This window comes from Mycobacterium simiae, assembly GCF_010727605.1.
Classification (GTDB): Bacteria; Actinomycetota; Actinomycetes; order Mycobacteriales; family Mycobacteriaceae; genus Mycobacterium; species Mycobacterium simiae.
Genome location: NZ_AP022568.1, coordinates 2036219 through 2049347, shown reverse-complemented (window position 1 = coordinate 2049347; position 13129 = coordinate 2036219). Strand labels below are relative to the sequence as shown.

Here is a 13129-nt window from a genome sequence, read left to right as displayed (position 1 = left end):
AACCGCATTGGTCCCCATCCCCGGGTAGCCATCCCCGTACGTCCACCGATCCCCTAAGTACCCACCCCCTAATCGGCTCCGATCGCGGGTGGGTTGCGCACCGATCACATCGCCTTGCCGAACCGATAGCATCGTGATCGGTGACCGGGCTTTCCCAGCAGGCGGCGGTGCGGGGATCAGGAGGTGTGCGCGGTGGCAAACTCATTGCTCGATTTCGTCATCTCGCTCGTGCGTGACCCCGACGCCGCGGCGCGCTATGCGGCCAACCCCGCGCAAGCTATTGCCGACGCCCATCTCACCGATGTCACCAGCGCCGATGTCAACAACTTGATCCCTGTGGTCACCGACTCGTTGTCGATGACCGCTGCTGGTGGCCCTGCCGCGGGACAGCCGGCCGCCGAACACGGCAACGTCTGGGCAAGCGGTGCGGCTGCCGCCGCTCTGGATGCGTTCACGCCGCATGCCCCGGCCGCGGCGGTCGACTCACACAGCTGGGACGCCCGAGTGATCCACCAACCAGCCGCCCCGGCGTCCGTCACGCCGGCGCCGGACCCGCGTCCGCTCGGGGCCGACCCCCATGAGCTTTCGCCGCAGTTCACTGGTGTTGCCGAGGCGGATATCCCGGTCGACCATGGCGGCTTACCGCCCGACGAACTGAGTCTGTGGGACCACCCGGTCAACCATCAGCATCCCGGCGACCCTCAGCATCACGACTTCGGTCTGCACGGTTAGGCCCACCCGGACAATCCCCGGTTATCCCTCTGACGTGCTGAAACACGGCTAACTAGGGGGTCAGCCGTGTGTCCCTACGCACCCCCTAATCCCCTAATGGCCCCACCCTACAGATCCCGATGTGGTCCTGGCGCATTACGGGTTCAGTCCCCGATTCGGAAGATTGGGCGGCGTCCATACCGTGTAGGACAGGACGCCGGATATCCGGCGAAGGGAATTTCGAAGGGGAATCGATCATGGACCGACTGATCCAATACATCCTGGATCTGTTCCGCGACCCGGACGCGGCGCGCGCTTTCGTCGCCGGTCCGGGACAGGCGATGACCAATGCCGGCCTGATCAATGTGGCTCCGGCGGAGTTCTCATCCGCGCTGGCCAGCGCCGTCCCAGGCGTGCCGCTTGGGGTGGGCGACCCTGTCGTCGGTTTGCAACAGGTGCTGGCCGACCAGTACGGCTACGACCCGGGCTACGGCTATGACGGCTATGACGGCTATGGGGGTTATGACGGTTACGGCGGCTACGACCCCGGCTACGGCTACGGACCGGGTCTGGTCGGCGCCGTGGCTCAGGACGCAGGCGTCCTGGTCGGTGATGCGGTCGCGCCGGTTGTCGACGGCGCCGGCATCGCTCTAGGCCTCGGGAGCGCGATCGCGGGCAATTTCGGTGCGGGCTTGCTCGGTGCGGTCGACGCCGGACTGTACGGCGGGACATATGGCGGGTTTGGCTGGCAGCCCGGATGGGGCGGGTTCGGCCCGGGCACCGGCGAGTGCGGCCCCGGATTCGGGCCCGGCTGGGGAGGCTTCCGTCCGGGCTGGGGCGAGTTCCGGCCCGGTTGGGGATTCCACGAGCACGGGTGGGGACATCCGCGCCCCGGTTGGGATGGCTTCCGGCCTGGTTGGGATGGCTTCCGGCCCGGTTGGGACGGGTTTCGCCCTGCCGCAGGCGAATTCGGTGCGGGGACCGGTTTCGGTGGAGGTTTCGGTGGGGGCTTCGGCGGCGGTATCGGGTTGGGTGTTGATGTCAATGCCGGCCTGGGGCTTGGGTTCGGCGGCGGCGCCCACACTGGCTTCAGCGCCGGCTTCGGCGCCGGTGGGCTCGCGGGCCTGGGTCTGCAGACGGGATTCGGTGGCCGGGCCGGATTGGGTTTGGGCGTAGAGACCGGCGGTCGTGCCGGTTTCGGCGTCGGTGGCGAGGCCGGCTTTGGTGGCGGCGTCGGGCTGTCCGGGGCCGGCGGTCTCGGTGGCCGGGCGGGTCTTGGCGAGGGCGTTGGTTTGCACGCTGGCGGTGGATTTGAGGGGGGCGCTGCAGTGGGTGGCCGCGCCGGGCTCGGCGGCGAAACCGACGCCGGCTTCGGCGGGGGTGCAGCCCTCGGCGGCCGTGCCGGCGGCGGGTTCGGTGCCGCGGGTCAAGCCGGCGGCGGATTCGGGGCCGACGCGGGCGCGGAGGCCGGTGTCGGGTTTGCCGGTGAGGCGGGTGCTGGTTTCGGAGGCCGCAGTGCGGTCGGGGGCGGTTTCGGTGGTGCCTTTGGCGGTGCGGGCCAGGCCGGTGGCCAGGCGGGCGCCGGGTTAGCCGCGCAGAACGTCGGCAACCTCGGTGGCCAGGTGAATCTCGGTGGCCAGGCGGGCGCCGGGTTCGGCGCAGGCGGTCAAGCGGGCGGCGGTTTCGGTGGTGCTTTCGGTGGCGGGGGCCAGGTCGGTGGCCAGGTGAATGTCGGTGGCCAGGCGGGCGCCGGGTTAGCCGCGCAGAACGTCGGGAACCTCGGTGGCCAGGCGAGTCTCGGTGGCCAGGCGGGCGCCGGGTTCGGCGCAGGCGGTCAAGCGGGCGGCGGTTTCGGTGGTGCTCTTGGCGGTGCGGGTCAGGCCGGTGGCCAGGCGAATCTCGGTGGCCAGGTGGGCGGCGGTTTCGGTGGTGCTCTTGGCGGTGCGGGTCAGGCCGGTGGCCAGGCGAATCTCGGTGGCCAGGTGGGCGGCGGTTTCGGTGGTGCTCTTGGCGGTGCGGGCCAGGCCGGTGGCCAGGCGAATCTCGGGGTGGGAGGTAACGCCGCACTGGGTGCCGGCCCGAGCGGTCAAGCGGGGTTGATCGCTAGCGAAGGCGCTGCGCTGAACGGCGCCGCCACTCCTCATGTGGCCGGCCCGCTCGGCGGCATCGGAGTCGGCGGCCAAGGTGGCGCTGCCGCGGCCGGCGGCGCTGGCCTGGGAATTGGTGGTTCACGCGGGACGGCCGCGTTGAGCGGCGAGGGCGGCTTCGGCGGCCACGCAGCCGCTCCCGCGGCGACCCCAGCGGTTGCCGGCGGCGCCGGACTCGGCGGTCACGCTACCGGTGCCGCGGGCGTCGGCGTTGGCGGTGCGGAACTGGGCGGTCATGCCACCGGTGCCGCGGGCGCAGGCGGCGGATTGCCGGGCGGCGCACCCAACGGGGGCATCGCGGCCGGCGGCGCAGCGCACGGCGGCATCATCGGCCAGGACGGCGCCGCGCTCGGGGGTGGCGGTAGCACCGGTGGAGCTGGTGGGATCGCCGGCGGAATCCCGGGTCACGGCCCGGCCGGGCCCGCCGGACACGGACCCACCGGGCAAGGCCCCATCGGCCAGGGGCCGGCCGGAGCGGGGCCGGTCATTCAGGGCGGCGGCGGCGCCGGCGGCTCGGTCGGCGGGCACACGACGACCCCGGGCGCCGGAGGGGGCCACGGCGGCGCGGGCACACCAGTGATCCACGAGCCCGCGCAGCAGGCTCCGGTGCAGCATTCGCCTGCTCCGATCGAGCATTCGCCGGCTCCGGTGCAGCACTCGCCGGCCCCGATCGAACACGCTCCGGTGCAGCACGCGCCCGCGCCGCACAGCCCGTCGGTGTTCGAGGGCACACCCCACGCGCCCGCACCGATGCACGAGCCCGCGCCGCATCCGGCACCGACGCACATCGGCGGCCCGCACGGCTAACGGGTCGACACGGCCAGACGGCGGGGACCTTTTGATCCCCGCCGTTTCGCGCGCATACGGTTAGCGCAGCTGCGAGAAAGTGGGGAAGCGCGGTGACTCAACCGAATGACCCGCGGCGGGTCGGGGTGATCGTCGAGTTGATCGACCACACCATCGCGATCGCCGAACTCAACGATCGCCATGACCTCGCGGAGCGACTGACCCGCGCCCGCGATCGCATCACCGACCCGCAGATCCGGGTGGTGATCGCCGGGCAGCTCAAACAGGGCAAGAGTCAGTTGCTCAATTCACTGCTCAACCTGCCGGTGGCGCGCGTGGGCGACGACGAGGCCACTGTCGTCATCACAGTTGTCAGCCACGGCGACCCGCCGTCGGCCCGGCTGATCGTCGCCGCGGGACCGCACGGCGAACCCGCCGCGGTGGACATCCCGATCGACGACATCAATACCGACCTGCGGCGTGCGCCGCACGCGAACGGTCGCGAAGTGCTGCGCCTCGAAATCGCCGCGCCCAGCCCGCTGCTGCAAGGTGGCCTGGCGTTCATCGACACACCGGGCGTGGGCGGCCACGGCCAACCGCACCTGTCCGCGACACTGGGGCTGCTGCCCGCCGCGGACGCGCTGATCATGGTCAGCGACACCAGCCAAGAGCTGACCGAACCGGAGATGTGGTTTCTCCGGCAGGCGCACCGCATCTGTCCGGTTGCGATCCTGGCCGCCACCAAAATCGACCTCTACCCGCAGTGGCGCGACATCGTCGCCGCCAACACCGCACACCTGCAACGCGCCGGCGTGCCGATACCGGTCCTGCCGGTCTCGTCGTTGCTGCGCAGCCACGCGGTCACGGGTAACGACGCCGAGCTCAACGAGGAATCCAACTTCCCGGCGATCGTCAAATTTCTCAGCGAGAAGGTGCTCTCCCGTGAGACGGACCGGGTGCGCGACGAAGTCATCCGTGAAATCCGTTCGGCTGCACGGCATTTGACCGTAAGTGTGGGCTCGGAATTCGCCGTCGTCAACGACCCCGGCCAGCGGGACCGGCTCGCCGCGGATTTGGAGCGTCGCAAACGCGACGCGCTCGACGCGCTGGAACAGACCGCGCTGTGGCAACAAGTACTCAACGACGGATTCACCGATCTGAGCAACGATGTCGACCACGACTTGCGGGCCCGTTTCCGCACGCTCACCGAAGACATTGAGCGCCAAATTGATGCCTGCGACCCGACGCAACATTGGGCAGAGATCGGTGCCGACGTGGAAGAAGCCGTCGCCACCGCGGTCGGCGACAACTTCGTGTGGGCCTACCAACGGGCCGAACAGCTGGCTGACGACGTCGCCCGGTCGTTCGCCGCCGCGCAATTGGACGCCGTGATGACACCCGAGCTGAGCGCGCGCGCCATGGGTGAGGACTTCGGCCGGCTCAAGTCGCTGCCCGACCTGGACTCCAAACCGGCCGGCAAGGGCCAGAAATTGGTCAGCGGGCTGCGGGGTTCGTATGGCGGTGTGGTGATGATCGGCATGTTGTCCTCGATAGCCGGGCTGGGCCTGTTCAATCCGTTGTCCGTCGGCGCCGGCCTGATTCTGGGCCGGATGGCGTACAAGGAGGACAAGGAGAACCGGCTGCTGCGGGCGCGCGCCGAGGCCAAGACGAACGTGCGACGGTTCGTCGACGACGTCTCGTTCGTGGTGGGCAAGGAATCGCGCGATCGGCTCAGGGACGTCCACCGCACGCTGCGCGACCACTACCGCGGCATCGCCAACGAGATCTCCCGCTCGCTCAACGAGTCGTTGCAATCCACCATCGCCACTGCGCACGTGGAAGAAGCCGAACGCGAAAACAGGGTTCGTGAACTCGAACGGCAGTTGGATATCTTGAAGCAGGTCACCGACAATGTGGACAAACTGACGCCGCAGGTCACCGTAGGACGGGTGTGAGCACTAGCGATCGAGTCCGTGCAATTCTGGGCGGGACCATCCAGGCCTACCGTGGCGAGCCCGCGTTCCGGCATCGGCCCGATGTTTTCTACGAACTGGATCGCATCGGTGCCCGGCTGAACGAACCGATTCGCATCGCGTTGGCCGGCACGCTCAAGGCCGGAAAGTCGACTCTGCTCAACGCTCTGGTCGGACAAGAGGTCGCACCGACCGACGCCACCGAAGCGACCCGGATCGTCACGTGGTACCGACGCGGGCCGACGCCGAAGGTCACCGCGAACCATTGGGGCGGAAGACGTTCCAACGTTCCAATCGGTCGCGGCGGCGGGCCGCACGGCGGGCTGACGTTCGACTTCAGGATGCTCAACCCCGCCGACGTGGCCGACCTGGACGTGGAATGGCCCGCCGAAGAACTCATCGACACCACCATCGTGGACACCCCGGGAACGTCGTCGCTGACCCGGGAGGCCTCGCAGCGCACGCTGAGACTGCTGGTACCGCCCGACGGCGTGCCGCGGGTCGACGCGGTGGTGTTCCTGTTGCGCACCCTCAACGCGGCAGATGTCGCTCTGCTCAAGCAGATTGGGCACCTCGTCGGCGGATCTGCGGGAGCCTTGGGCATTGTGGGGGTGGCGTCCCGGGCCGACGAGATCGGCGCGGGGCGCATCGATGCGATGCTGTCGGCGGCCGACGTGGCCAAGCGATTCACCCGCGAGATGAACCAGACCGGCATCTGCCAGGCGGTGGTGCCGGTGTCAGGGTTACTGGCGTTGACCGCGCGCACGCTGCGGCAAAGCGAGTTCATTGCGCTGCAGAAGCTGGCCGGCGCCGACAAGGCCGAGCTCAGCAAGGCCATGCTCAGCGTCGACCGCTTTGTCCGGGCCGACAGCCCACTGCCCGTCGATGCGGCAACACGCGCCCAGTTGCTGGACCGGTTCGGCATGTTCGGGCTGCGGATCTCACTTGCGGTGCTGGCCAGCGGAGTCGGCGACGCTGCCGGCCTGGCCGACGAATTGCTGGAGCGCAGTGGGCTTGTCGCCCTGCGTGAGGTCATCGATCAGCAGTTCGCGCAACGATCCGACCTGCTCAAGGCGCATACCGCGCTACTGTCGCTGCGCCGGTTCGTCGAGGTGTTCCCGATTGTCGCGACGCCGTACATCATCGCCGATATCGATCCGCTGCTGGCCGACACCCACGCCTTCGAAGAGCTCCGCCTTCTCGGCCAATTATCTTCTCGCCCAACGACGTTGAACGAAGATGAGATCGCGTCACTGCGCCGCATCATTGGCGGATTTGGCACCCGTGCGGCCAGTCGGCTGGGCCTGAGTGACGACACCGACGCCCACGAAGGGCCGCGGGCCGCTTTCGCTGCGGCGCAACGCTGGCGACGCCGCGCCGAGCACCCGCTCAACGACCCGTTCACCACCAGGGCGTGTCGGGCCGCGGTGCGCAGCGCCGAAGCCATGGTCGCCGACTTCGCGGCGCAGGGATACAACATCCAGCCTTAGAAGCGCCGCCATGGCCAGCGTCGCTCCCGCTCGGTCGGCAGTGGCGGCGTGACGGTGGTGGTCGGCGCGGCCGTCGTGGTCGGTGCCACCGTCGTGGTGGTGGTCGGCGGGTTCGTCGTCGTGGGTTCCGCGGTGGTTGTGGTGGTGACGGGCGCCTCGGTCGTGGTGGTGACCGGAGGCTGGGTGGTTGTCGGTGGTGGGGGCGGGGGCGCCGGGGCCGTCGACGGGGCGGGGCTACTGCTCGGCGGCTCGGTCACGGTCACCGTTTCCGGCGCTGGCGTCGGCTGGCTCGGCGTGGTCGGGGCGGGGCCGACCTCGTCGGGGCCCAGCGTCAACGCGAGCACCACGGCTACCAGCACGGCGACACCCGCACCGGCCAGGCTCAGGACCAGCGCGGTGCGCTTGTACCACGGCAGCTGTTCGCGCTCAGCGGCATACGGCTCGTCGTATTCCATTGCGTCGCGGACGTATTGGCCGCTGTGCTCGGGTCCGGTGTAGGGGACGGGCTCGTCCTCGGCGTCGTCCTCCGACCAGGCCAGCGGGCGCTCCTCTTCGATCCGGGCGCCCGGCAGGAATTGAGTCGCGTCCGCAGGCGCGGCGCCGGCCAGCTGGGTCGGGGTCTCGACCGGCGGACTTGTAGGCGCGCTCCCGGCGTGCTGCTGCCCGAAGGCGGCCGCGCCGATCGCGGCGCTGCATCCCGGGCGGGGCGTGGTGTGGATCGGCACCCCGAGACGCGCGGCCAAGCGGGTGGCGAGCAACGGGATGGCGGCGCCGCCGCCGACCATGGCTACGGCGCCCAGCTTCGCAATGTTGTTGTGCCGCAACATGTCTTCAATACCGGAGCTGAACTCATCCAAGGGGCCGGACAGCAGCTGCTCGAACTGGGTACGGGTCAATTCGACGTCTTCGCCGGTGACCGAGGAAAGCGTGGTCACCGATGCCGTCGACAGGTTTTCCTTGGCGTGGCGGCATTGGTCGAGCAGGCGGGCCAGCGATCCCATCCGCGTCGTACTGGCCAGTCCGCCGCTGCTGTCGATCGGCGTGCCATCGCGCAGATGGTCCAAGATCAGCTGGTCGATCGAGTCGCCGGAGAAATCGCGGTACCGGACCGGCGCGGCGATCTGGGCGAAGCCCGACTCGGCGTCGCTGAGCGTCACCGTGGTGCCGCTGGCACCGAAATCGCACAACGCGATCACGCCGCTGGTCGGAAAACTCGGGTCGGCGCGCAGCGCCGTCAGCGCGGCGGTGGCATCGGAGATCAGTGCCGGTGGCACCCCGTTCGGGGCCAGCCCCGGCTGGGCAAAGAACTCTTCGCGCAGCGCCGCCGACTTGTCCTGCGGCCAATACGCGGGAACCGCGATGGTGACCGGTGTGCCGTAGTCGACGGTGCGCGCCATTGCCTCGAGCGCCTCCACGGTCAGCGCGTCACCGAGGTATTTCGTCCCGTCGGCGGCGACCAGAGGCGTTCGGTCCCCGACCCGTTCGACGAAGCCTCGCATCACCAGGCCGGCTTCGGAGGAGGCCGGATTCTCGTCGGGGAGGCCGACCTCGGATGCCCGGTGGTCGAACAGCGTCAGCACCGATCTGCGAGTCACCGGATCGCTGCCCGCGCGGGCGGCGACAAGGTTGGCCACCCCGATCGACAACCCGAGCGACTCGCTCATTTCGCATACCCCTGTGTTCGTCCTAGTTATGACTGTGGGTTCCCGCGAGTCTAGGTGGGAGTCGGTTTCACAGGCCGGGTGGCAACGTGATCTCGGTCGGCAGGCCGGGCAGCGACGGCAGCGTGATCACCGACGGCAGTTGCGGCAGCGGGTAGGTCTCGCCGGATGGCGTGGTCGTGGTGGTGGTCTGGGGTGTGGTCGAGGGCAGCGTCTCCTCGGTGGAGGCCGTGGGCGCATCCGAGGACGGCGTCGGCTCGGTCGATTGCGACGTTGCCGGGGCCGGCGCGTCCTGCGTCGAGCCACTCGTCGGGGGTCGGGTGCTGGTCACGGTGGTGGGTGTCCTGATGAACGAGTCCTGCGGCGGGGTGCCCGCGGCGAGCTGCATGACGCCCCAGACGATCAGCGCGATCAGCACCGCGATGAGCAGGCCCCAGCCGATCAACGCAATCGGTTTGCGCCAGCCCGGTATCGGATCTTCGGGTTCTGGCGGCGCGCCCTGGTCGTCTTCGTCGTAGTTAATGAAAACGGTGGGGTCGTCGTCGACGAAGTGGTCTGTCGGCGCGTGCCTTGCCATGGCCGCCGAGGGTAGCGGTGCGGTGTTGGCCGAGCTGGGTCCCACACGGGCGGCTTCGGATCGGCCGTCAAAGCTTGACTTAATCGCAACCAACTCGTTAGGGCAGTGCGGGGAGGGTGGTGGGCAGCCACGACGGCCAGTGATGCCGGTGTGTGGGTTGCTGGGTGGGCTGCTGCACGACGCTGCTGGTGGTCGGCGCCGCGGTCGTTGTGGTCGCCGTAGTCGCCGTAGTCGCCGTGGTTGGCGGAGTCGCCGTGGTCGGCGGAGTCGTGGTGGACGTCGTGGGCTGCGGCGTCGTAGTGGTGGTTTTGGGTGTGCTCGTTTCACCCTGATCGGCGACGAGCTCAATGATGCCGAAGATGATCAGCCCGATCAGGATCAGCACCATCAGGCCCCACCCGAGGAGCATCACGGGCCGCCGGTACCAGGCGGTGGGTTCGGTTTCGGCATCGAAGGGATCCGGCGGCTGCGGCCCGAGCTCGTCCGGGTCGGGCGGCGGCCCTGGCTGGTCGAGGGGAGGCGGCTGGTTGCCCCTACCGATGTCCCGGTACCTGGTTGGCTCATTGTTGAAGTCGTCTGGTGGGCGTGCCACGGCACCGATCGTACTGATCCGGGTCAGAACGTGTTGACCTTCTCGACGCTGACAAACATCCCGTGCCCAGTGCGGCTGTTGGTGAACTTGGTGCCTGCTTCGGACGCATCAATGGTCCAACCCTGCGCGTCGTAGGTCTTGTAGTCGATCGTCACGGTGGGGATGGCCCCCAGGTTGCCCAATATCCACTGCACAGCGCCGCCGGAGGTGATGTGGACGCCGTTGGCATGCTCGCCGTCTTGCATCGGTGAGTTGGTGAACGGTGCCTCGCACCCGACGCTGTCCTTATTGATCTGGCAACGGGTCATGCCGGACTTCGTCTCGATGAAGACGTAACCGTTCTGGTCAGCAGGCAGCGGTATGGCCCCGGCCGGTGTGGTCGGACTCGGCGGCGCTGTCGGTGGGACGCCGGAGGGATTCGACGGGGGGGCGGCGCTCGGGCGTGGTGTCGGGAATGCGGGTTCGGTCGGTCCGGTGCCCGGTGCGGCAACCGGCCTGCCCTCGATGACGGCGCTACAACCCGACGTCAGTGCGGGACTGGTCAGCACGGCTGCGAGTAGCAGCGAGCCGCCGGCTAGGCCCCGCCGGGCCGTGTGGGATAACCGCACGCGTCGCTCCCGAAGATCTGAGATGTCAGACGTAGATTACGCATGAGGTGGGCACAGCCGCGGTGGCGACGCGCGTTCGAGATGCCGATGATAACGAACTGTAATCGCCGAATCCGGACACGATCTCCGCAGGCCGAGCCAACTCAGAGGCCCAGCAGCCTCTCGGCGTTGCGGTGGCTGATGCGTGCCCGCTCGTCGTCGCTGAGCGGGAGGCTGTCCAGGAAAGCGCGGGCGGCTTTCATCGACCCGAACGGGTAGTCGGCGGAGAACGCCACCCGGTCGATACCCACCTGCGAGACCAGGTTGGCGTAGGTCGCCTCGTTGTTGAAGTTGGCGAAGGTGTAGGTCAGATTTTTCCGCAGGTACGTGCTGACCGGGTGCTTGAGGCCGGTCAGTTCCGGCCTGAGCGTGTTGTCGAACCGCGGCAGCATGAATGGCAACCCCTCGCCCATGTGCCCGATGATGACCTGCAGGTCGGGGTAGTTGTCGAACACACCGCCGAGAATCATCCGCAGGACGTGGGTGCCGGTGTTGATGTGCCAGCCCCATCCCACGGTCGCCAGCGCGAATGTCACCTCGGGGGTGAACCCGGCGTAGCTGGACTCGATGACGCCCGCCGGCGGGATCGTCGGGTGCAGGTAGATGGGGGCCTTCAGCGCCGCAGCGCGATCGAGGATCGGCTCGAAGAAGGGGTCATCGAGGTAGCGCCCCTGGCTGTGCCCGTTGACGACCGCGCCGAGGAAACCGAGCGTACCCATCGCCCGCTCGAGTTCCTCGGCCGCGGCGTCCGGTGCGCTGACCGGCACGGTCGCGAAACCCGCCAGCCGATCGGGGTAGCGCGCGACCGCGGCGGCGAGTTCGTCATTGCATTCTCGAGCCAGCTCAACGGCTTTCGGGCCGTCCAGCTGCTCGACACCGGGTGCTGCCAGCGACAGCACCGCGAGATCGACTTCCCCCTCGTCCATCGCCGCGATGCGGCTGTCACCGAGTTCGGCGATGGCGTCGATCACGCCCGCGCGGGATGCCAGCCAGCTGCCCGGCCCGCGCAGGAACCCGGCGGTGGCGAAATGCTCTTCAAGTGCGATCGTGCGCACGACGTTCCTAGCCCTCCAAGACCCGGCTGGCGGCGGTCCAGTACGGCAGCTCTTCACGCTTGGCGGCCCACCGGATCGTCTTGGTGTAGCCGTATTCCGACAGCGTCTCTTCGGCGTGCTCGCGGCCGAACCCACTGTGCCCGACGCCACCGAAGCCGGTGCCGATGGCAATCCGGACGTAGTTGTTGACGAACACGGCGCCGGCGCGAATCTGCCGGCTCACCCGCAGCGCGCGGTCGCTGTCCTGGGTGAACACCGCCGCAACCAGACCGAACGGCGTGCTGTTGGCGATTCGCACCGCCTCGCCTTCTTCGGAGAACGGGATCAGCGTGACCACCGGCCCGAAGATCTCCTCGCGGGCGATCCGCATACGTGGAGTCACGTCGGAGAGCACGGTCGGTGCGACGTAGAAGCCGTCCGCCAGCCGCGGGTCCTCGGGCAGCGGCGCCTGCGCGGCGATGCGTGCCCCTTCGGCGACGCCGAGCTTGAGGTAATCCAAGACCTGCTTCTGCTGTGCGCGGGTCACCAGCGGGCCGACGTCGGTCGTCGGGTCGGCCCCGTCACCGACCCGCAGCTTGGTCACCGCCTTGCACAGCTTCGCGGCGAACTGGTCGTAGATCTTGTCCTGCACCAGGATTCGCGATGAGGCCGTGCACGCTTCACCCTGATTGAAGAAGCCACCGTCGATCGCGGCCAGCAGCGCCTCGTGCATGTTGGCGTCTTCGAAGACGATCAGCGGGTTCTTTCCGCCCAGCTCCATCAGCGTCGGAGTGAGGTTGGCCGCCGCGTTGCGCATCACCGCGGCGCCGGTGCGGGGTGAGCCCGTGAACGAAACCTTGCCCACCAGCCGGTGTGCGGCGAGGGCCGCCCCCACTTCCCCCTTCCCGGGCACCGCGTGCACCACCCGGTCGGGAAGCACCGACTGGATCAGCTCCACCATGCGCAGCACCACCGAGGGTGTCTGCTCCGGCGGCTTCAGCACGACGGCGTTACCGACGGCCAGCGCCGGAGCGATCTTGCCCGCGGTGTGGATCGGCGGCCAGTTGAACGGCACGATGGCGGCGATCACCCCGTACGGTTCGAGCGTGGTCACGTCCAACACCGTGCCGTGGTCGCGCGCGCCGTTCGGCATCGATTCGACGATGCTGCCGAAGTACTCGAAGATCGAGATCGCCGCTTCCAGGTCGAACTGGCGGGCCTGAGCGATGGGTTTGCCCATTTCCCGCGACTCGAGCATGGCGAGTTCGTCCGCGTGCGCGCGAACGATCTTGGCCATTTCCCGCAGGTAGCCGCCCCGTTCCCGGGCCGGACGCTGCTTCCAGCGCAAGTGAGCCGCGTGCGCTTTGCGTACCGCCTGGTCCACCTCGTTGGGTCCCGCTCCCTGCACCACGGTGATGGTCCGACCGGTCGCAGGGTTCTCGACGACGAACTGGTCGTCGGTGGAGGGGGAGGACCAACGTGTCCTGGTCCTGGTCAAGGCGGGAGCTTGC

Annotated in this window: 10 protein-coding genes; 4 read left to right on the top strand and 6 right to left on the bottom strand. The window is 68.7% G+C overall.

All coding sequences use genetic code 11. The features are described from left to right. Nucleotides 1–192: 192 nt before the first annotated feature. The 4 genes from G6N33_RS09565 to iniC all read left to right on the top strand — a co-directional run bounded on the left by G6N33_RS09565 (nucleotide 193) and on the right by iniC (nucleotide 7107). Entirely contained in the window at nucleotides 193–732 is a 540-nt protein-coding gene (locus tag G6N33_RS09565; protein ID WP_044512764.1) for an Rv0340 family IniB-related protein, read from the top strand. 236 nt (nucleotides 733–968) lie between these two features. After that, entirely contained in the window at nucleotides 969–3665 is a 2697-nt protein-coding gene (locus tag G6N33_RS27730) for an IniB N-terminal domain-containing protein (RefSeq protein WP_163771495.1), read from the top strand. 92 nt (nucleotides 3666–3757) lie between these two features. Then, a complete protein-coding gene (locus G6N33_RS09555) occupies nucleotides 3758–5599 on the top strand; it encodes a dynamin-like GTPase family protein (RefSeq protein WP_101528429.1) in 1842 nt (613 codons plus the stop codon). Further along, complete coding sequence (gene iniC / locus G6N33_RS09550) at nucleotides 5596–7107, top strand: isoniazid-induced dynamin-like GTPase IniC (protein WP_044509551.1); 1512 nt, start codon at nucleotides 5596–5598, stop codon at nucleotides 7105–7107. Before G6N33_RS09555 ends, iniC begins: the two co-directional genes overlap by 4 nt. On the opposite strand, the gene G6N33_RS09545 is transcribed toward iniC, so the two are convergent. The 6 genes from G6N33_RS09545 to G6N33_RS09520 form a co-directional block, all read right to left on the bottom strand. Continuing rightward, nucleotides 7104–8771, bottom strand: coding sequence for an Hsp70 family protein (locus tag G6N33_RS09545; protein ID WP_044509552.1), 1668 nt, complete (start codon nucleotides 8769–8771; stop codon nucleotides 7104–7106). The two genes, iniC and G6N33_RS09545, sit on opposite strands and share 4 nt — an antisense overlap. A gap of 67 nt (nucleotides 8772–8838) precedes the next feature. After that, nucleotides 8839–9345: a hypothetical protein gene (locus tag G6N33_RS09540; protein WP_044512765.1), complete on the bottom strand. Its 507-nt coding sequence runs from the start codon at nucleotides 9343–9345 to the stop codon at nucleotides 8839–8841. Nucleotides 9346–9442: 97 nt separating this feature from the next. Beyond that, nucleotides 9443–9937 carry a hypothetical protein gene (locus G6N33_RS09535; protein WP_044509553.1) on the bottom strand — a complete coding sequence of 165 codons (495 nt, stop codon included), beginning with the start codon at nucleotides 9935–9937 and terminating at the stop codon, nucleotides 9443–9445. A gap of 23 nt (nucleotides 9938–9960) precedes the next feature. After that, complete coding sequence (locus G6N33_RS09530) at nucleotides 9961–10545, bottom strand: hypothetical protein (RefSeq protein ID WP_044509554.1); 585 nt, start codon at nucleotides 10543–10545, stop codon at nucleotides 9961–9963. Between the two features lie 143 nt (nucleotides 10546–10688). Further along, entirely contained in the window at nucleotides 10689–11639 is a 951-nt protein-coding gene (locus G6N33_RS09525; protein ID WP_044509555.1) for an amidohydrolase family protein, read from the bottom strand. 7 nt (nucleotides 11640–11646) lie between these two features. After that, the gene (locus G6N33_RS09520; protein WP_231382540.1) at nucleotides 11647–13116 is read right to left on the bottom strand and encodes an aldehyde dehydrogenase family protein; all 1470 of its coding nucleotides are present in this window, start codon (nucleotides 13114–13116) and stop codon (nucleotides 11647–11649) included. Nucleotides 13117–13129 lie beyond the last annotated feature (13 nt).